General features: G+C 70.7%; 20 protein-coding genes. 9 read left to right on the top strand and 11 right to left on the bottom strand.

Going from position 1 to position 19,307, the window contains the following annotated elements; all coding sequences use genetic code 11:
- Positions 1–3 precede the first annotated feature (3 nt).
- The 6 genes from uxaC to ABH923_RS15000 form a co-directional block, all read right to left on the bottom strand.
- Positions 4–1,413 (bottom strand): glucuronate isomerase, encoded by a 1,410-nt coding sequence (uxaC, locus tag ABH923_RS15025; protein ID WP_370056194.1) that lies wholly within the window; start codon positions 1,411–1,413, stop codon positions 4–6.
- Positions 1,410–2,597 (bottom strand): Gfo/Idh/MocA family protein, encoded by a 1,188-nt coding sequence (locus ABH923_RS15020; RefSeq protein WP_370056193.1) that lies wholly within the window; start codon positions 2,595–2,597, stop codon positions 1,410–1,412. Before ABH923_RS15020 ends, uxaC begins: the two co-directional genes overlap by 4 nt.
- Complete coding sequence (locus tag ABH923_RS15015; protein ID WP_370056192.1) at positions 2,594–3,439, bottom strand: sugar phosphate isomerase/epimerase family protein; 846 nt, start codon at positions 3,437–3,439, stop codon at positions 2,594–2,596. The genes ABH923_RS15020 and ABH923_RS15015 overlap by 4 nt, the downstream gene beginning before the upstream one ends.
- Before the next feature lie 26 nt (positions 3,440–3,465).
- On the bottom strand, positions 3,466–4,311 hold the full coding sequence (locus ABH923_RS15010) for a carbohydrate ABC transporter permease (protein WP_370057375.1): 846 nt from the start codon (positions 4,309–4,311) through the stop codon (positions 3,466–3,468).
- 113 nt (positions 4,312–4,424) lie between these two features.
- Complete coding sequence (locus ABH923_RS15005; protein ID WP_370056191.1) at positions 4,425–5,360, bottom strand: carbohydrate ABC transporter permease; 936 nt, start codon at positions 5,358–5,360, stop codon at positions 4,425–4,427.
- Positions 5,357–6,736 (bottom strand): ABC transporter substrate-binding protein, encoded by a 1,380-nt coding sequence (locus ABH923_RS15000; RefSeq protein WP_370056190.1) that lies wholly within the window; start codon positions 6,734–6,736, stop codon positions 5,357–5,359. The genes ABH923_RS15005 and ABH923_RS15000 overlap by 4 nt, the downstream gene beginning before the upstream one ends.
- 82 nt (positions 6,737–6,818) lie before the next feature.
- On the opposite strand from ABH923_RS15000, the gene ABH923_RS14995 reads away from it, so the two are divergent.
- The 3 genes from ABH923_RS14995 to ABH923_RS14985 all read left to right on the top strand — a co-directional run bounded on the left by ABH923_RS14995 (position 6,819) and on the right by ABH923_RS14985 (position 9,967).
- Positions 6,819–7,835 carry a LacI family DNA-binding transcriptional regulator gene (locus tag ABH923_RS14995; protein WP_370056189.1) on the top strand — a complete coding sequence of 339 codons (1,017 nt, stop codon included), beginning with the start codon at positions 6,819–6,821 and terminating at the stop codon, positions 7,833–7,835.
- A gap of 108 nt (positions 7,836–7,943) precedes the next feature.
- A complete protein-coding gene (locus tag ABH923_RS14990; protein WP_370056188.1) occupies positions 7,944–8,972 on the top strand; it encodes a LacI family DNA-binding transcriptional regulator in 1,029 nt (342 codons plus the stop codon).
- 107 nt (positions 8,973–9,079) lie between these two features.
- Positions 9,080–9,967 (top strand): arginase family protein, encoded by an 888-nt coding sequence (locus ABH923_RS14985; RefSeq protein WP_370056187.1) that lies wholly within the window; start codon positions 9,080–9,082, stop codon positions 9,965–9,967.
- A 33-nt stretch (positions 9,968–10,000) separates the two neighbouring features.
- Here ABH923_RS14985 and ABH923_RS14980 read toward each other — a convergent pair whose 3' ends face one another.
- A complete protein-coding gene (locus ABH923_RS14980; protein ID WP_370056186.1) occupies positions 10,001–11,149 on the bottom strand; it encodes a lactonase family protein in 1,149 nt (382 codons plus the stop codon).
- A gap of 120 nt (positions 11,150–11,269) precedes the next feature.
- Here ABH923_RS14980 and ABH923_RS14975 point away from each other — a divergent pair, with 120 nt between their 5' ends.
- Entirely contained in the window at positions 11,270–11,929 is a 660-nt protein-coding gene (locus ABH923_RS14975; protein ID WP_370056185.1) for a sigma-70 family RNA polymerase sigma factor, read from the top strand.
- The gene (locus ABH923_RS14970) at positions 11,926–12,138 is read left to right on the top strand and encodes a hypothetical protein (RefSeq protein ID WP_370056184.1); all 213 of its coding nucleotides are present in this window, start codon (positions 11,926–11,928) and stop codon (positions 12,136–12,138) included. Before ABH923_RS14975 ends, ABH923_RS14970 begins: the two co-directional genes overlap by 4 nt.
- Here ABH923_RS14970 and ABH923_RS14965 read toward each other — a convergent pair.
- Complete coding sequence (locus ABH923_RS14965; protein ID WP_370056183.1) at positions 12,105–12,707, bottom strand: TetR family transcriptional regulator; 603 nt, start codon at positions 12,705–12,707, stop codon at positions 12,105–12,107. The genes ABH923_RS14970 and ABH923_RS14965 overlap by 34 nt on opposite strands.
- 86 nt (positions 12,708–12,793) lie before the next feature.
- Here ABH923_RS14965 and ABH923_RS14960 point away from each other — a divergent pair, with 86 nt between their 5' ends.
- A complete protein-coding gene (locus tag ABH923_RS14960) occupies positions 12,794–13,519 on the top strand; it encodes an SDR family oxidoreductase (RefSeq protein WP_370056182.1) in 726 nt (241 codons plus the stop codon).
- Between the two features lie 10 nt (positions 13,520–13,529).
- Here ABH923_RS14960 and ABH923_RS14955 read toward each other — a convergent pair whose 3' ends face one another.
- From ABH923_RS14955 to ABH923_RS14945, 3 genes are all read right to left on the bottom strand, one after another.
- On the bottom strand, positions 13,530–14,960 hold the full coding sequence (locus ABH923_RS14955) for a diguanylate cyclase (protein ID WP_370056181.1): 1,431 nt from the start codon (positions 14,958–14,960) through the stop codon (positions 13,530–13,532).
- Positions 14,957–15,775, bottom strand: a complete 819-nt coding sequence (locus ABH923_RS14950) for an alpha/beta fold hydrolase (RefSeq protein WP_370056180.1) — start codon at positions 15,773–15,775, stop codon at positions 14,957–14,959. Before ABH923_RS14950 ends, ABH923_RS14955 begins: the two co-directional genes overlap by 4 nt.
- Positions 15,776–15,881: 106 nt before the next feature.
- Positions 15,882–16,715, bottom strand: a complete 834-nt coding sequence (locus ABH923_RS14945) for a DUF1206 domain-containing protein (protein ID WP_370056179.1) — start codon at positions 16,713–16,715, stop codon at positions 15,882–15,884.
- A gap of 208 nt (positions 16,716–16,923) precedes the next feature.
- Between ABH923_RS14945 and ppk2 the strand changes: the two genes are divergently transcribed.
- The 3 genes from ppk2 to ABH923_RS14930 are packed head-to-tail and all read left to right on the top strand — an operon-like array spanning position 16,924 to position 19,236.
- On the top strand, positions 16,924–17,751 hold the full coding sequence (ppk2, locus tag ABH923_RS14940; RefSeq protein WP_370056178.1) for a polyphosphate kinase 2: 828 nt from the start codon (positions 16,924–16,926) through the stop codon (positions 17,749–17,751).
- Positions 17,735–18,490, top strand: a complete 756-nt coding sequence (locus ABH923_RS14935; protein ID WP_370056177.1) for a phosphatase PAP2 family protein — start codon at positions 17,735–17,737, stop codon at positions 18,488–18,490. Before ppk2 ends, ABH923_RS14935 begins: the two co-directional genes overlap by 17 nt.
- Complete coding sequence (locus ABH923_RS14930) at positions 18,487–19,236, top strand: phosphatase PAP2 family protein (RefSeq protein WP_370056176.1); 750 nt, start codon at positions 18,487–18,489, stop codon at positions 19,234–19,236. The genes ABH923_RS14935 and ABH923_RS14930 overlap by 4 nt, the downstream gene beginning before the upstream one ends.
- Positions 19,237–19,307: the final 71 nt, after the last annotated feature.

Here is a 19,307-nt window from a genome sequence, read left to right as displayed (position 1 = left end):
TGCTCACAGCTTGAACACCCGCCGCGGCTGGGTCGTCACCAGGTCCGCGATGATGCGCTCGGCCGCCGCGCGCTCGACGCGGCCCTCGCGCACCAGACGGCTCAGGAACGCCGCGTCCAGCCGGCGCGACATGTCGTGCCGTGCCGGGATGGAGAGGAACGCGCGTGTGTCGTCGATGAAGCCGGATCCGCGGTAGAAGCCGGCCGTCTCCGTCGTCGCCGCGCGGAACCGCAGCACCGCGTCGGGGGCGTCGAGGAACCACCACGGCGCGCCGATGAACACGGACGGGTAGAACCCGGCCAGCGGCGCCAGCTCTCGCGACGCGGTCGACTCGTCGACCGTGAACAGCACCAGGTGGAAGCCGGGGGTGTCGCCGTACTTCTCCAGCAGCGGCCGAAGCCCCTCCGTGTACCGCGTCGTGACGGGGATGTCGTGCCCGGTGTCCGGGCCGAACCCCTCGAAGGTCGCGGTGTGGTGGTTGCGGAGCACGCCGGGGTGGACCGTCATGACCAGCCCGTCCTCGACGCTCATCCGGGCCATCTGCAGCAGCATGTGGCCCTGGAAGACCGCCGCCTCCGCCGGGGACAGGTCGCCGCGCAGCGCGCGCTCGAACAGCGCAGCGGCCTCCGCGGCCTCCAGGTCGACCGTCAGCGGCTGGAGCACGCCGTGGTCCGCCGAGACGGCGCCGTGCTCCACGAAGTAGCGCCGGCGGCCCGCGAGCGCCTCCAGATAGCCGGAGAAGCTGGAGGCCGCGGTGCCGTTCCACTCGGCCAGGCGGCCGATGCGGTCGGCGAACCCCGGCGCGAGCGGGTTGAGGTACGCATCAGGGCGGAAGGTGGGGACCACCCGGCCGGTGAACGTCGGGTCCGCGGCCAGCGTCTCGTGCGCGGCCAGGTCGTCCATCGGGTCGTCCGTGGTGGCCATCACCTCGATGCCGAACCGGTCGAACAGCGCGCGGGGACGGAAGCCGTCCGTCGCGAGCGTCGCCTGGATCCGGTCGAACAGCGCGTCGGCGTTCTCCGCGTCCGGCTCCTCCGCGATCCCGAACAGCTCGGCCAGCTCGCTGCGCAGCCAGTACCCGGAGGCCGTGCCGGCGAACAGGCGCCACCGGCTGCACAGCGCGCGCCAGACCTCGCGCGGCGGCGCGACGGGCGCACCGTCCGCTCGCGGGATGCCGAGCTCGCCGAGCGGGACGCCGTCCGCGTGCAGCAGCCGCGTCACGTAGTGGTCGTAGCGCACCAGCAGGTCGGCGGGGTCGGGGAAGGCCCGGTCCTCGACCAGGAGCGCCGGGTCGACGTGGCCGTGCGGCGAGATGATCGGATGGCGCTCGACCGCCGCGAACAGGTCGCGGGCGATCGAGCGGGTCTCCGGGTCCGCCGGAAACAGGCGGTCCGGGTCGAGGCCCTGGGTCACTGCAGCACGGCCGTTCCGCCGGTGACCAGCACGACCTCGTCGTACTCGCCGTCCAGCACGTCGGCGATCCGGATCGGCTTGCCCAGCGTCGCCGAGACGTACAGCGCGCGGACCACGGCCAGCGCGGTCGTCGCCTCCCGCACGCCCACGACGGGGTCGGCGCCGGTGCGGATGCTGTGCAGGACGTCCAGGTACTGCTTGGCGTGCGCGGTCTGGAGGTCGTCCGAGCCGCGGGTGTTCTCGCTCGCGTCGGCCGAGCCCACCTCGTGGGCGGCCTGGTTGCGGGTGCCGCCGATGCCGTAGTGGTTGTCGGCGGCCTCCGGGTCGGCGTCGGCCGTGTAGAAGTAGAGCAGCCGGTCGTTGTCGATGATGGCCGAGCCCGCCGAGCCGTGCACCTGGAGGCGCGCGGAGAGGCCGGGGTACGCCGCGGTGGTCGCGTGGACGACGGCGAGCGCGCCCGACTCGAAGCGCACCGTCGCGACGGCCGTGTCCTCGACCTCCATGTTCTCGTGGGCGAGGAGGGCGGTCTGGGCGTAGACCTCCACCGGCGTCCCGAGGAACCAGAGCAGCAGGTCGACGCTGTGCACGCCCTGGTTCATCACGGCGCCGCCGCCGTCGAGCTCCCAGGTGCCGCGCCACTCGCCGGAGTCGTAGTAGCTCTGCGAGCGCCACCAGGAGACGGCGGCGCTGCCGGAGGTGATCGTGCCGAACCGGCCGGCCGCGATGGCGTCGGACACGGCGACGCTGCCCGCGTCGAAGCGGTGCTGGCTGATGATCGAGGTGACCTGGCCGCGCTCGCGGGCCGCGTCCGCGGCGTCCTGCACGAGGCGCGCGTTGGTCAGGCTGACGTCGATCGGCTTCTCGATGATGACGTGCGTGCCGGCGTTCAGCGCGGCCACGGCGACGGCCGCGTGGGCGCCGCTCGGCGTGCAGACGGCGACGAGGTCGAGGTCGGCGGCGCCGAGCGCGTCCGCGATCGAGGTGTAGACCTGCGGGCGCGCGGCGCCCAGCACGGTCTCGACCTTGTCGGCGAGGCTCAGGGCCCTGGACTCCACGACGTCGACGAGCGCGACGAGCTCGAGGTCCTCCGTGCCGACGACGACCTCGGCGTGCTGGGAGCCGATGACGCCGCAGCCGACGACGGCGACGCGCAGGCGCTCCACGCGAGTGTGCTCTCCGCTCACTGTGCCGTCACCCCCGCCTCGGCGAGGACGCGGCCGAAGGCACGCCCGGCGACCCCGAACGCGAACGGGCCGCTGAAGCCGCCCAGGTGGTGGGCGTTGGCCAGGTGCGGTTCGAGAGAGAAGAAGCCCTCGAACCCGTCCTCGCGCAGCGCGGCGATGGTCTCGGCGAGCTCGCCGTCGCCCTCACCGGCGGGCATGACGGCCCCGTCGGCCGAGCGGGCGTCCTTGACCTGGAAGTACTCCAGGTGCGGGCGCAGCGACGCGTACGCGCTGGTGAACGGCTTGACGCCGACCTGCACGAAGTTGGCCGAGTCCCACGCCACGCGGAGTGCCGGCGAGCCGACGGTCTCGATGATGTCGAGGACGCGCTCCGGGGTGTCGCCGTAGATCTCCTTCTCGTTCTCGTGCACGAGGATGACACCGCTCGCGGCGGCGAGGTCGGCCAGGGCGGTCATGCGCTCCATGACCGCGTCGCGGATGTCCTCCGGCGTCTGGTCCTCCGCGCGGTAGAACGAGAAGATCCGGATGTAGCGGGCGCCGAGCACCTCGGCGGCACGGATGGCGCGGGCCAGACGCCCGACCTCGTACTCCACCGGCTCGGCGACGTCGACCTTGCCGATCGGCGACGCGATGGCCGAGACGCCCATCCCGTGCTCGCGCAGGATGCCGTCGAGGCGGGCGAGCTCCTCATCGGTGAGGTCGACGATGTTGGTGCCCCACGCGCTGCGCACCTCGATGTGCGTGGCTCCGAGCGCCTGGAGCACGGCGATCTGGACCTCGGGGTCCGGGCTGATCTCGTCTCCGAAGCCGGAGAGGATCCATTGCGACTGTGACACGTTCATATCCCTTGTGTTTCGTAGCGATTCGGTTACTTGACGCTTCCGGCGGTGAGACCTCCGACGAGGAACCGCTGGAAGACGAGGTAGAGCACGACGACGGGGACCGCGCAGACGAGCGAGGCGGCCATCATCTGTCCGTAGAGGGGAAGGGACCCGCCTTCCGCGGAGGCGCCGAAGATCTGCAGCACCACCGCGGCGGTCTGGGTGTCGGGGCGGGTGAGCACCGACGCGAAGAGGACGTCGTTCCAGCCGAGCAGGAACGAGAAGACGCCGGAGACGACCAGCCCGGGCCAGCTCAGCGGCACGATGATCCGCACGAGCACCCCGACAGCGGAAGCGCCGTCGATCCGGGCCGCCTCCTCGAGCTCGCGCGGCAGCCCGCGGAGGTAGGTGACCAGCACCCACGTCGCGAACGGCAGTGCGAAGGTCAGGTAGGCCAGGAACAGCCCCCAGCTCGTGCCGATGACCGTGATGCCGAGGTAGTTGCCCGCCGAGGCGAACACCACGAACACCGGCAGCAGCAGGAGGGTGCCCGGCACGCTCTGCAGGCCGATCAGGCCGCGGAGGATCGTCAGCCGGCCGAGGAACTCGAAGCGCACGAGCACGTAGGCGGTGACGATGCCGAGCGCGGAGGCCACGACGGCGACCGCACCCGCGATGGTGATGCTGTTGAACAGGCCGTTCGCCAGCGGGAGGGTGTCCCAGATCTTCGTGTAGTTCGCGAGGGTGAACTGGGTCGGGAAGTACGCGCCGCGCGCGACCTCCACGTCGGAGTTCATCGAGGCGAACACGATGTAGAGCAGCGGGACGGCGATCGCGGCGAGGATGACGGCGGTGCCGATCACCAGGACGGGCGTCGGCAGCAAGCGCGTCACCTCGGCGGCACGGCGCTCCGGCTTGCCCTTCGGCGTGCGCGGCGTGGGCGCGGCGGCGAGGGACGGAGCGGTGTCGAGGAGCTGCTCGCGCTCCACGTCAGTGGCGGGGACGGTCACGTGCGACCTCCTGAGTCCGCGCCCGTGTCGAGTCTGACCGCGCGCAGGTAGAAGAACAGCGGGATGGCGATGAGCAGCAGGGAGATCAGCGCCATCGCGGCGCCCATCCCGAACCGCAGACTCGTGAAGCTCATGCTGTACACGAGCGTGGGCAGCACCTGCACGTCGAACGGCGCGGGGACGCCGAACAGCAGGAACGCCAGCGAGAAGTTGTTCATGTGGTGCAGCGTCGCGATCAGGCAGGCCAGCGCGACCGGGCCGCGCAGGTAGGGGAAGATCACGTAGCGGAGCTTCGCCCACCAGAGCGCGCCGTCCAGCGCCGAGGCCTCGTGGACCTCGTGGTCGACCGACTGGAGGCCGGAGAGCGCCATCAGGTAGATGAACGGCCACGCGGACCACACCTCCACCAGGATCAGCACCCAGTAGCTGGCCGGGCCGTTCAGCCACTGCACGGCCGGCATCCCCGCGCCCTCCAGCGCCTTGTTGACGATGCCGTCGGGCTGCAGCATGGTGCGCCAGAACGTTCCGACCACGAACGCCGGGAGGATGTACGGGATCAGGAACAGCGAGCGCACCACGCCGCGGCCGCGGTACCGGTTCTGCGTCGCGAGTGCCGCGAACACGCCGATCGGGACCGAGATGACGGTCGAGATGACCGCGAACCCGACCGTGTTGCCGAACGCGTGCAGGAGGTCGGTCTTGGTGAACGCCTCCACGATGTTCTGCAACCCGATGAACGGGGCGGAGATCCACGACCGGATCGTGTACTGGTCCAGCTCGAGCAGGGCGATGTAGACGCCCAGGATGAGCGGGATGACGATGATCAGGCCGATCAGGAGGCCGCCGGGTGCGAGCATCCACAGCGGCCTCCCCTGCTTCGTGAGGGACCTCCGTCGGGCGGGCGCCGTCGCTTTCCTCACTGCGAGCGTCATTTGCCGGCCGATGCCCGATCGAGGGAGGACTGCGCGTCCTGCTGGGCCTTGGCGAGGGCGGAGGAGAGCCAGGAGTCGGTGACGCCGGAGCCGGCGAGCTGCGGCCGGGCCTGCACCACGACGTTGGTCAGCGCGAGCTGGATGTCGCCCCACGCTCCCGTGAACGGCGTGCTCTTCGAGTGCGCCCCGGAGTCGAGGATCGGGGCCAGCGTCTTGTCGGCCGACTCGATCTTGGTGGCGGCGGCCTGGTTGGTCGGGAGGTCGCCGAAGTTCTGGTGGTAGTAGAGCTGGAAGTCCTCGCTCGTGACCAGCTTGACGTAGGCGGCCGCGAGGTCCTGGTTCTTCGAGTACGACGCGATGACGAGGTTGTCGCCCGAGATGATCGAGGTCGACGGGATCGAGTGGCTCGGCGCGGTGCTCTCACCCGGCGGGACGGTCGGCATGACGGCGAAGGCGTAGTGGCCCTTGACCGGCGAGGCGTCGAGGGTGTTGGCCACGGACGCGGTGGTCATCAGCATCATGGCCGACTTGCCCGAGGCGAAGTTCGCTGCAGCGTCGGTGTCCTTCCAGCCGGCGGCGGCCGGGTTGACGACCTTGTCCTTGTTCAGCCAGCCGAAGTAGGCCGCCATGCCCTTCTTGACGGCCGGGCTGTCGAGGTTCGCCTTCTTGCCCGAGACCAGCGGCGTGCCGTACTCGTTGGCGAAGGTCCAGGCGTACTTCCACGGGGTGTAGCCGTCGGCGTAGCCCGTCGAGAAGCCGTAGACGCCGTTGCCGGTGAGCTTCTTGGCCTGCGCGAGGAGGCCGTCCCAGGTCGACGCCGGCTTGGTCAGCCCGGCGGCCTTGAACATGTCGGTGTTGTAGGCGAGCACGTAGGGGCGGCTGGCGAACGGGACGCCGATCTGGTCCTTCGAATCGGGACCCGAGATGCCGAGCGAGGCGGGGACGAAGCGGCTCTTGCCGCCGACCTTGTCCCACATCGCACCGTCGAGCTTGACGAAGGCGCCGGTCGAGTAGGCGGTCGGCGTGAACGTGGTGCCGATCGTGTAGACGTCTGGACCCTGGCCGGACACGACAGAGGTCTGGATCTTGGTGAGCTCGTCGTTCGCGGAGGCGAACGTCTCGAACTTGACGTCGGCGCCGGTCTGCTTCTTCATCGCGGCGGCGATCTTGGCCTGCCACGCGCGGAGGGCGTCGGCGTGCTGCGCGTTGGCCCCGACCAGGACGTCGAGGGTCTTGCCCTTGCCGTCGACGGCCGAGCCGGTCGACGAGCTGCTGCTTCCGCTGCCACCGCAGGCGGTGAGACCGAGAGCGGCGACCGAGATGACGGCGGCTGCCCCCAGCAGGCGGATTGTCGATTTCTTCACGTTGCTCCTCATTGAGTTCAATCGGAATCTCCGGACGGTGCGAGCCAGGAGGACGGCGTTGACGCTAACCTCGTTGCACAACGGAAGGCAAGAAATGCAAAAGTTGCCAACGGGAGCACTCAGCAGGCGTGCGCCCACCCTGGCGGACATCGCCGCCCTCAGCGGCGTCGCGACCTCCACCGTCTCCCGCGCGCTCTCGCAGCCGGAGCGGGTGAGCCCGCGCACCCGGCATCGCATCGAGGCGGCCGCCAACCAGCTCGGCTACACGGCCCCGGCCGCCCCCGACCCGCAGTCCGGCCCGCGCGCCGTCGCGCTGCTCATCCCGGACATCACGAACCCGTTCTTCTTCGGCCTGATCCGGAGCACGCAGCAGCAGCTCCGTGCAGCGGGCTACACGCTCCTGCTGGTCGACACCGAGGAGGTGACGGACTTCGAGTCCGGCTATCTGGAGACCTTCGGCCACTCGGCCGCCGGCTTCATCCTCGCCGCCACGCGACTCTCCGACGACCAGCTCGCGGAGGCGGCCGAGCGCTTCCCGCTCGTGACCATCAACCGCGACAGCCCCGGCGTCCCCGCCGTCATGATCGACACGCCGAACGGCGTCCAGCAGGCCGCGGAGCACCTGTACTCCCTGGGCCACCGCGACATCGTCTACCTCGCGGGGCCGACCGCGTCGTGGTCGAACAGCCACCGCTGGGAGCTGCTGCAGGAGACCGGGAAGGCACTCGGGATGAGCGTGCGCAGGCACGGACCGCACCACCCGAGCAAGAGCTCGGGCGCGGCGGCTGCGGACGCCCTGGTCAACTCCGGCGCGACGGCGGCGATAGCCTTCAACGACCTGCTGGCGATCGGCGTGCTGATGCGGCTGCGCGAGCGCGGCATCGACGTGCCCGGCCAGCTCAGCGTCGTGGGCTGCGACGACATCTTCGGCGCGGACTTCTGCAACCCGCCGCTCACGACGCTGTCCTCCCCGATCGAGCAGGCGGGCCGGATGGCGACGGACATGCTGCTCGGCCAGCTCAGGGCCGGGAGCCCGGTCACGCGCTCCGGGGTGGTGCTGCCGACGCACCTGGTGATCCGCGGGTCGACGGGGCCGGTCGCCGCCGGCTGACCCTCTCCGCGGGCTGCGCGCATCTGCGCAGCGGATTCTGTGCGCTTCCGCATGCAATTTCGTTGCATCGAATTGCTATCCGTTTGCTGTGCGTGTTGCGTGGACGGCATGGATTCCCTGGCGGACCCGCGTCGCAACCCGACGCTCGCGGACATCGCCGCCCTGAGCGGGGTCGCGACGTCCACGGTCTCGCGCGCCCTGTCGGAGCCCCGCCGCGTGAACGACGCCACCCGGGAGCGCATCGAGCGCGCAGCAGCGGAGCTCGGCTACCGGTCGCGGTCCCGCGTCCGGCCGCTGCCCGCCGGGCGCCCCCGCGCCATCGCGGTGCTGGTGTCCGACGTGACCAACCCGTTCTACTTCGGGATCGTCCGCGGCACCCAGCACCAGCTCAAGGCCGCCGGCTACCAGCAGATCCTCGTGGACACGGAAGAGTCGGACGAGCTGGAGGACGACATCCTGCGCAAGCTCCGCAGCTCGTTCGACGGAGCCATCCTGGCGGCCTCCCGGCTGACGGACCGCCGACTGACGGCGCTGTCGGAGGAGATGCCGCTCATCGCGATCAACCGCCAGACCCGCGGCGTCCCCAGCGTCTTCATCGACACGCCGACCGGTTTCCAGCAGGCGCTCACGCACCTGGTGTCGCTCGGCCACCGCGACATCGCCTACCTCGCCGGCCCTGACGCATCATGGGCCAACGAGACCCGCTGGCGCACCCTCGCCCGCGCCGCAGCCGGCCACGGGATCTCGATGCGGCGGCTCGGCCCGTTCCTCCCGAGCTACGACCCGGGCGCCGCGGCGGCCGACGCCGCCATCGCGGCCGGCGTCACCGCCTGCATCGCGTTCAACGACCTCATCGCGATGGGAATGCTGAGACCGCTCGGCGAGCGCGGCGTGCGGGTGCCGCAGGACATGAGCGTCGTCGGCTGCGACGACATCTTCGGCGCGGACTTCTGCAACCCGCCGCTGACGACGCTCACCCAGCCCACCGAGCGCGCCGGCCGCACCGCGGTCGACATCCTGGTCAGCCGCCTCAACGCCCACGACGAACGGGAGATGCGGCGCAGCGCCACGCTGCCGACCCACCTGACCGTGCGGGCCTCCAGCGGGCCGGTGCCGGCGCGCACGCTCACCGCCTGAGAGGAATTTTCCGACTCAGTCCAGATGTGCTTGCTCGGGAGCAACTATTAGTTGCTATCGTGTCCTCACCCGCACTCACACGCTTCACCCGAAGGGCGTCTGGACAAATGAGCACCGTGGTCGACAATGATCCGGCGAACCCTCTCGCAGAGGCGACGCCCGAGTCCGGCCGGGCGAACGCCGCCCGACCGACCGTCACCGCGTTCGTGGACGCCGTCTCCGGCCACAACGACCGCGCACGGCGGGCCACCATCGACCTCGCGAAGGCGCTGGGCCGGCGGCTGGAGGCCACGGTGGGCGTGATCGGCGAAGGCACCACGCATGCGCAGAGCCTCGGCTGGCGGGCCGCCCTCCACGAGGCCAGTGCGGAGCTGGACGCGCTGGCGGACACGACGGAGCACTCCCTGCGGTCCGCGTCGTTCAGCGCCTTCTGCCTGACCAGGAACGCGGCCGCCCTCGCCACCCTCCCGGCCGTCGCCCGGGCCCATCCGGACGCCGCGATCGTGTGGATGGGCGCTCACCCCTGCCTGCACACGCCTGCGACCACCCGTACCGGCGACCTCAGCGGGATGGCGCTCGGCGGCGCGACCGGACTGTGGAAGACCGGGCACGGCGGCGACGTCGCCCTCTCGAACGTGGTGCTGGTCGGCGCGCGCGACCTCGACCAGGCCGAGCGGCACGTCATCGCCAACTCCCCGATCCGCAACATCCCGACCGGCCCGCGGATGCAGGAGGAGCTGGCGGAGACGATCGCCGGCCGCGAGGTGTTCGTGCACTTCTCCGCCGACGTCCTGCAGCCCGGGATCGTCCTCACCGACTTCCAGGTCGCGAACGGCCTGACCATCGACGCCGTCGTGGCGACGGCCCGCACCCTCGCCGCCGAGCGCGTGATCGGCCTCCAGCTCAGCGAGCTCGAGCACGACCCGACCGACCGCTTCAACACCTCCGCCCAGCTCGTCCTGGAGATGCTGACGCCGCTGCTGCCGCGCACGTAGCACGCGACAGCAGCGGCGTCGGTCAGGAGGCCGTCACTCCGCGGCGATCCCTTCCCCGCCCACGGCGCCGGGGACGACGACCGACCCGACGCTCGTCAGGCCGCCGCCCGGGTTGACCCGGAACCCGTCGACCACTCCGGCCGCGCCGGTCTGCACGTAGAGGTACCGGCCGTCCGCGGTCACGGTCGCGTCGACCGTCCCCGCGCCGGTCGCGGTGTTCCCGAGCGCCGTCAGGCCGCCCGCTCCCGCGTCGAGGTAGCCGGAGAGCGTGGCGCTTGCGGCGTTGGAGGCGTAGAACGCCGAGCCGTCGCGGACGATCCAGCACGTCGCGGCCTGACCGGTCGCAGCGTTCGCGATCGGGGTGACGGCGCCGCTCGGGGCGATGGCGAAGGTGGCGACGGCGTTCGTGTTCGCCTCGGTCACCACCAGGTTGCCTCCCGCGTCGAACGACACGGCGAACGGCACCGCGTTCGGTTCGACGTTCGTCACCAGGTGCGCGGAGAGGCCGCCCAGCCGGTCGACGCCGAACACGTCGATGGCGCTGCTGTTGCCCTTGGTGGTGACGACCACCTTCGAGCCGTCCGGCGTGAACGCGACCTGGCCCGGGGTGTGCGTGAACTCCGGCGTAAGCGTCGGGTCGAGCCCGAGCGGGCGGTTCCAGACCGGGATGCGGACCAGGAAGTCGGCCACGCGGACGAAGCCCTGCACCGACCCTCCCGCGCGCGCGTTCAGCACGTAGACGAGGCCGCCGTGCGCGGTCACGCTGACCGGGAAGGTGCCGCCGGAGCCGATGACCTCCCGCCGGACGAGCTGGTCGCCGTGGACCGCGAAGACCGTCACCGTGTTGCTGCCCGCGTTCACCGCGTAGAGGAGGCCGCGGTCGAGGACGAGCGACCCCTGCGACGCGAGGTGGTCCACGACCGAGCCGGCCAGCGCACCGCCCAGGCCGCCGGTCGGGTAGGTGCCGGCCTGGTGGAGCGAGCCGTCCCCCGCCCGGTCGTAGGCGACCACGGCGTTGCCGGCGAGGCCGTCCGTCTGGACGAACACGGCCGACCCGCTGTGCGCGGCGGAGTCCGGCGCACTGTCGGCCGACGCGGGTGCGGCGAGGGCGGGCCCCGCGAAGAGGGCGGTCGCGGCGACGGCGACCGCCGACGCGAGGGCGAGACGAAGTGGTGTTCTCATGATTCTCCTTCGATCCATCCGTTCGGCGCCGGGCACGGCGCGTTCGAGGGGTGAGTGTCGTGCGCAGCCGGATGCTTACCTGCCCGGCGCGAAGTTTTCGCGAGGCCCTACGATCGACCCATGGGTGTCGACGCGGAGCAGTGGCGCGCCACCGACGACGACCGCGCCGAGACGGACGAGTGGCGCCGGACCCTGACCGCCGGCGGCGCCGTCCAGCGCACGGCCGAGGCCCGGCTCTACGAGCTGCTCCTGCGCGTGGCGCGCGGGGAGGTCCGCCGCCGGTCCGGGTCGCTGCCGTTCGCCGGACCCGAGCTGGACGACATCGCCCACCAGGCTGCCGCCGACGCCGTGATCGGTGTCCTGCGCCGCCTGCACGAGTTCCGCGGCGAGAGCCGCTTCACGACCTGGGCGTACACCTTCGCGATCTTCGAGGTCTCGACCAAGGTCGGCCGGCACTACTGGCAGCGCCGCACGCTCTCCCTCGACGCGACCGGCTGGGACCGCCTCCCCGACCGGCTCGGCATCTCGCCGGAGGAGGCCGGGATGGCGGCAGAGCTGCTGGCGGCGCTGCGGCACGCCATCGACACCGTGCTCACGCGCAAGCAGCGCGAGGTGCTGCTCGCCGTCGTGGTGGAGGGCGTCCCGCTGGAGGCGCTCGCGGTCGCGCGCAGGACCACCCGTGGGGCGCTCTACAAGGTTCTCTTCGACGCGAGAAGGAAGTTGCGGCGCTACCTTGTCACTAATCACTATCTGGACGACGAGGGCGAGGAGGTGACATGAGCGCACGATCCCGGATGGGGGACTTCCTCGAGACCGGCCCGCGGGATGCGGGCTGCGCGGAGACGATGTCGCTCATGCACGTCTACGCCGAGCTCGTGCTGTCGGGGCGGGACGCCGCGGCGCGGTATCCGGGGGTCGCCCTGCACCTGAAGCGGTGCGCGGCGTGCGGGGACGACTACGCGGGGCTGCTGGCGGCGCTGGGCGGGTAGGCCGCGCCGGCTGCCGCTTCGGCGAGCTGACCCGCCGCGTCCCGGATGCACGAGGCCAGGTCCGCCTCTCGCCCGTTCTCGGTCCACTGCTCGAACCCTCTGCGGAAGATCGCGATCCCGACGTCCGCGAAGAGCTGGGCCGCTGATGGTTCGGCGCCCCGCTCCCGCAGAGCGGTCGCGAGGGCGGCGGCCGCGGCGGCGAACTTCGCTTGGCCGCGCTCCTGCAGCTCGGGGCTGCCGGCGATGATCTCGCGGCGCTCTGCGGCGTGCTCGGCGACTCGTTCGCCGAGCACGCCGCCGACGTCGACGAGAGCCTGGAGCATGGCCGGGTAGGGCGCGACAGAGGGGTCCATCCTGCGCAGCGCCTCCGCCAGCGCGTCCGGCAGCCGTTCGGAGCCGGCGAAGAGCACGTCGCGCTTGTCGGCGAAGTAGCGCGAGAACGTGCGCCGCGTCAGCCCGGCGCGGTCCGCGATCTGCGCGACCGTGACGTTCTCGTAGCCGAACTCGAGGAACAGCTCGATCGCGGCGGCGCGCAGCCGCTCCTCGCCCCCGGGCTCCCATCTGCTCATGGGCCGATTCTAGCGGGTATGTCGCACTGAGACATCATCGATGCTACTCTCATGTCACACAGAGACATCACTCGGTCGGAGGCATCATGAACATGGCAGGACAGCAGGTCATCGTCGTCGGAGGCAGCTCCGGCATGGGGCTCGCGACGGCGCGGGCGGCAGCCCTCGACGGCGCGCACGTCACGATCGCGTCGAGCAGTCAGGCCCACATCGACGCGGCACTCCGCGACCTGCCCGACGGCTGCGCAGGCGCGGTGCTGGACGTGCGGGACGAGTCCCAGGTCGCGACGGTCCTCGACCGATTCGAGGCCCTGGATCACCTCGTCTTCACCGCCGGCGACGACTTCACTCCCCGTCCGCTCGCGGAACTCGACCTGGAGGCTGCCCGCGCGGCCCTCGACGTCCGGTTCTGGGGCGCCGTCACCGTCATCAAGCACGCGATCGGCCGCCTGCGACCGACAGGCTCGATCTCGCTCACGACCGGCACCGTGGGGCAGCGTCCGATGCCCGGTGCGGTAATCGCCGCGGCGGGCGCGGGCGCAGCCGAGGCCCTGGTGCGCGGGCTGGCGGTCGAGCTCGCCCCGATCCGGGTCAACGCCGTCCGTGCCGGCGCCGTCAGGACCCCGATGTGGGACCGCGTGCCCGCCCCGCAGCGGGACGCCGTCTTCGCCCGCCTCGCCCAGGGGACGCTCGTCGGAGCGATCGGAGAGCCGGAGCAGATCGCCCAGGCGCACCTCTACCTGATGACGAACGGCTATGTCACCGGGACCACCCTCGCCGTCGACGGGGGCTCCCTGCTGACGGCGGGGTAGGTCGCGAGCCCTACGCGAGCACGACCGTGATCCGGTCCTTCCCGGCCTGCTTCGACGCGTACATCGCCTGGTCCGCGAGGTCGATCATCGTCGTGACGCTGACCGAGCTGTCGCGGTCGGCCGCCTTCACCGCGATTCCGATGCTCGCGGTCACGGGATAGGCCTCGGCGCCCGGGAGAGGCTTGCGGATGACGTCGCAGACGCGCTCCGCGATCGCACGCGCGTCGTCGCCGTCGGTGTCCTCGCACACGATGAGGAACTCGTCGCCGCCGAGACGGCCGACCGTGTCCTCGTGACGGACCGCCGCGCTCATCCGGCGGGTGATCTCTTTGAGGACGTCGTCGCCGATGCCGTGCCCGAGCTCGTCGTTGATGACCTTGAAGCCGTCGAGGTCGACGAAGATCAGAGCGACGGGCCGACGGATCTCCCCGGAGCCGTGCAGGGCCTGCTGGATGGCGCCCTCGATCATCACGCGATTGCCGAGGCCGGTGAGCTGGTCGCGCAGCGCGAGCGCCTCGAGCTGTCGCTGCAGCCGGAGCCGCACCAGCACCTGCGCGGCCTGACGGGCCAGAGCCGCCTGGAGTTCGACGGTCCGCTCGTCGAACTCGCGCTCGCGGCGGAAGAGACAGGAGATGACGCCCAGCACGGCGCCGTCGTGGATCATGGGTGTCGCCGTGAGGGCGCCGAACCGCGCCGCGCGCATGGCGGCGGCCGACCCCGGGAACCGGGCATCGGCCTCGGACGGGCTCGAGACGGTCACGTTCTCGCCGCGGGCGGCGGCGTGCGCGATCGGCCGCTCCGGGGAGTCGCCGAGGTACGGGTCGAGTGGTGTCGGCCCGGAGGTGAGCTCCAGCGAGCCGCGACGGTCCACGGCGAGGACGACGACATCGGACGCGTCGAACGCCGCCTGGAAGATGGCGGCGATCACCTCGTTCACGTGCGCCTCGGTGTCGAGCCGGCTGAACGTCGCGGCGGCGCCCTGGAGGACCCGCACCCTCGCCTCCGACTCCTCGGCCGCCCGGCGGGCGGCCAGAAGCTGGAGCTCGTAGCTCCGGCGCCCCGTCGCGCCGAAGATCGCGAACCGCACGAAGCGGAGCCCGCCGTCGTCGTCCCGGACCGCGACGGCGTTGACGAGCGCTGGCGACGCGCTCCCGTCCGCTCCGATGATCGCGAGCTGCACCTCCCGCGCCTCATCGTTGAGCAGGACGACGGGCAGGAGTCGCGTCTCGTAGAAGAGGCGGCCTGCCGAGTCCAGCAGGTCGACGAGCGGACGGCCGACCACGCGGTCGCCGGTGTGGCCCGTCATCCGGAGGAAGGTCTCGTTCACGCGGAGGACGATCCCGTCCGCACGTGCCGAGAGGAGGCCGCACGGTGCGTTCTCGTACAGGTCGACCAGTGACGAATCGCCCGCGGCCTCGTCGAAGTGTCCGGGCTCCGTCATCGGAGGTAGGCCCGGATCGCCTCCGAGACCTGCTCGGGATCGGAGAGGTTGGGGCAGTGGCCGGTGGCCGTCAGCACCACGAACTCGCTGCCGGCGATCTGCTCGTGGACGTACGACCCCACCGGCAACGGCGCGATCGGATCGTCGGTGCACTGGAGCACCAGGGTCGGCGTCGTGACGTGCGGGAGGTCGCTCCGGTTGTCCGAGAGGAACGTGACGCGCGCGAAATGGCGCGCGATGGCCGGATCGACCCGGCAGAAGCTCTCCGTCAGCTCGCGGCCGACCTCCGGCCGGTCGGCGTTGCCCGCGATCACCGGCGCCATCGCCTCCGACCAGCCCAGATAGTTGAGGTCGAGGGTGTCGAGCATGGTGTCGATGTCGGCCGTGGAGAAGCCGCCGACGTAGCCGTCGTCGTCGAGGTAGCGCGGCGACGGGCCGACGAGCACGAGCGCGCCGAACCGCTCCGGCGCCCGGACGGCCGCGAGCACGCCGATCATCGCGCTCACCGAATGGCCCACGAAGACCACGTCGTGGAGGTCGAGCGCCTCCACGAGCTCGACCACGTCGTCGGCGTAGCCGTTGAGCGAGTCGTACTTCGCGCGCTGGTAGGCGGCGCGATCGGAGTCGCCCGCACCGACGAGGTCGAAGAGCACCACCTCGTGGTCCTTCTCGAAGTCCGCCGCGACGGCACGCCACATCTCCTGGCTGCAGCCGAAGCCGTGCGAGAAGAGCATCGGCCGGGCTCCCGCCGAACCCGACACGACGACGTTGTTCCGACGCCGCGCATCGGCCTCGCGATCGGACACGACTGTCATGCTGGCTCCCGGCTCTGCGCTCGGGGGCTGCGTCGATCACGCGTCGGACGCCCGGCCTGCTCAGAATAGTTGCCGGGCGGTGGAGCGCACAACACGGCCGGGACGGTCAGAACCGCGCCAGCCACGCCCGCGCGACGTTGTACACCCCGGACGCGATCAGCCCCACTCCCAGCACCACGATGAGGAGCCCTCCGAACGGAAGCTGCACCAGCGTGTCGAGTCCGCCCGTGAGCCCGGTCGCGTTCGCGGGCTGGACGCGGATCGCGGCGAGGATGAAGGCTGCGCCGGCCGCCCCTACTACGATGCCTTTCGCGAGGTAGCCGACCACCCCGAGGATCGTGACACCGCGTCCCGCCGTCCCGGACGGCACCTGGATGTCACGGCGGAAACGACGCCGGACGCCCTTCACGACGAAGTAGACGCCGACCCCGCAGACCACCAGTCCCGCCACGCCGAGCAACAGCTGGCCGCCGGGGGTCGACAGGATCCCCGTGCTGAGCTGACGTGTCGTGTCGCTCGCGTGGGTCGGATGCCCTTGGGCGAACGCCACGGCCGTGAAGCCGAACACGGCGTAGGCCACCGCTTTGCTCAGGTGCTGCAGCCGCCGCGCCCAGGCGGAGCCCGAGCCGCCCCTGACCAGGATCGCCTCCGTCAACAGCCAGAGCGCGAGCGCGAACAGGCCGATCGCGGCGACCCACAGGACGATGAACCCGCCCGGGACCTTGGTCACCTCTTCGAGAGCGCCGGTCTGGTCGGCCTCGCCGACGTGCGTCGCCCCGAACTGGATCGCCAGGCCCCCCAGGAGGACCTGGATCACCCCGCTCGCGGCGAACCCGACCCGAGCGGGGATCTCGAGCAGTTTGCTGTCGCCGGCGACGCGGACCGCCTTGCGCACGTCCGCCTTGCCCGCCTCGGCGCCCTCCGCTTTCGCGCTGGTCATCGCAGCCTCTTTCCGTTTCTCGGGACGAAACATCCACATCTGCTAGCTCAGTGATAGTCCTCCCACGCATCCCCGGCGTGGGGTTGATTGCAGGCCGTCGACCTGGTAGCAAGCCGGCGTATAGCACGATGCGCGGGGCATTCAACCCCGGGGGAATGTCTCCGCCTTCGCCGTATGCTCGGTCGATCATGCGAACCGAAGGCGGGAAATGAGCACTCCGAAGAAGAAGAAATCGAAGGGGGATGGACCGAGCACGGCCGAGTACGAGGCCGAGCTGAAGCGGCTTCAGATCGAGCTGGTGGCCATGCAGCAGTGGGTCGTCGCGACCGGGGCCCGCGTGCTCGTCATCTTCGAGGGACGGGACGCCGCGGGCAAGGGCGGGGCGATCAAACGCATCATCCAGCGCCTCAATCCGCGGTCCGCCCGGGTCGTCGCGTTGGGCGTCCCCACCGAGCGCGAGAAGAGCCAGTGGTACTTCCAGCGCTACATCGAGCGGCTTCCCGCGGCGGGCGAGATCGTGCTGATGGACCGCTCCTGGTACAACCGCGCCGGTGTCGAGCACGTGCTCGGCTACTGCACGCCGGAGCAGTACGAGACCTTCCTCGGCCAGGCTCCCGCGCTCGAGCGGCTGCTCGTCGAGGACGGCCTGATGCTCTTCAAGTACTGGTTCTCGGTCTCCGACGACGAGCAGCAGAAGCGGTTCAAGAAACGGCTCAAGGACCCGATGCGCCGCTGGAAGCTCTCCGAGACCGACCTCCACTCGATCACGCACTGGGAGGAGTACTCCCAGGCCAAGGACGACATGTTCAAGGCCACCGACATCCCCGAGGCGCCCTGGTGGACGGTGGAGAGCGACGACAAGAAGTCGGCCCGCCTGAATGTCATCAGCCACCTCCTCTCGCAGATCCCGTACGAGACGATCGAGCCCAAGAAGCTGAAACTCCCCGAGCGACCGGCTGCCGACGACTACGTGCGGCCGCTGCGCGAACTGTACAAGTACGTGCCGGATCGAGCCTCCGATGACCTCAGCGCTTAGCGATCGACGCGCAGGGACGCGTCAACGATGGCACGAGAAGTTCCTCGTCGAGGAGCGGGTCGTGCCGGCCTCCTCGCGGCGGAACCTCTACATCGTCTCGGCCGTCCTCATGGTGGTCGGGCTGGTCCTGTTCCTCGTCGTCCTGGACTCGGTTCGCGAGAGCGACGGGCTGTCCGCGATCGACCGGCCGATCCAAGCCTGGCTGGAGGGGATGCGGTCACCCACACTGACCGTCGTGATGGCTGTCGTCGCCACCGTCTTCGGTCCGATCGTGCTGCCGATCGTCGTCCTCATCACCGTGGTGTGGTGGGGCATAGCGGCGCGGCACGCGTGGCGACCGCTCCTGCTCGCCGTGAGCATGGGCGTCGGCGTCGCCACCGTCCAGATCCTCGCTCCGGTCATCGGCCGGCACCGGCCACCCGTCAGCTCGATGCTGATCGGTGTGGACCACACCTCGTCGTTCCCGTCCGGGCATGTGATGGGTGCGGCCGATTTCCTCCTGATCACGGCCTACCTGGTCTTCTCGCGCCGCCATAACCCGGTGCACACGGTCATCGCGGTCGTCCTCGCGTTCGCCCTGGCGCTCGCGACGGCCGCCTGCCGGGTCTACCTGGGGTACCACTGGCCGACCGATGTGCTCGCCTCGATGTCGCTCTCGCTCGTGGTGATCGGGGGTGTGATCGCCGTGGACACCTGGCGGACCGTCCGGGTACGATCCTCCGGGCAGGAGTCATCGTGAGCGACGATCAGCACGGATCGAGCGGCGGCCCGGCGAACGCGATCGAGGAGGTCGTCGCCAGCGACGCCCCCGCCGAGGTCAAGATCGCCCGGCTGTGGTGGGTCGTCTCCGGGGTGGCGGCGCTCCTCTTCGTCGGGCTGCTCGCGACGGTGATCTTCTACCGGCAGGCCGACAAGCCGTTCCCCTTCGAGCTCGCGTGGATGAACGAGATGGTCAGGCTGCGGGCGCCGATCTGGACGGTCCCCGCACTCGTCCTCGATCAGGTGGGCGGCGGCATCAGCTCGATCGTCTACGTCCCGCTCGTCATCATCGCCGGCCTGCTGATCTGGCGCCGCCCCTGGGCCGCCCTGTACTACGTGATCGCCGCCGTGACGAGCGGCGTGATCGTGACGGTCATCAAGAACCTCGTCGGACGCCCGCGGCCGACGGCGATCCTCGTCCAGCCCGACTTCGGCTCGTTCCCATCCGGCCACAGCGCGACCGCGGCTCTCATCGCGACGACGCTCACGATCATCTTCTGGCGCCGGTGGGTTCTGATCGTGGGTCTGGTCTACACGCTCCTGATGATGCTCAGCCGCACCTACCTCGGCGCGCACTGGATCCTGGACACCGTCGGCGGCATGCTCGTCGGGGTGGGGGTCGGGATCATCCTCTGGGCGCCCTTCGCGATGCGGCTCTACCGTGAGCGCCGGCGCCCGCATCCACCGATCTGGATCAAGGTCGACCACCATCCGGCGAATCCGTAGAGCGCGCGGCGCAGGCATCCTGCACGTATTCTCATCCGGGCCACGCCCGGCACGTTCACGGGCCGTTCAGT

The organism is Leifsonia sp. EB41 (assembly GCF_041262565.1).
GTDB lineage: Bacteria > Actinomycetota > Actinomycetes > Actinomycetales > Microbacteriaceae > Leifsonia.
This window is presented reverse-complemented; position numbering and strand designations above follow the sequence as displayed.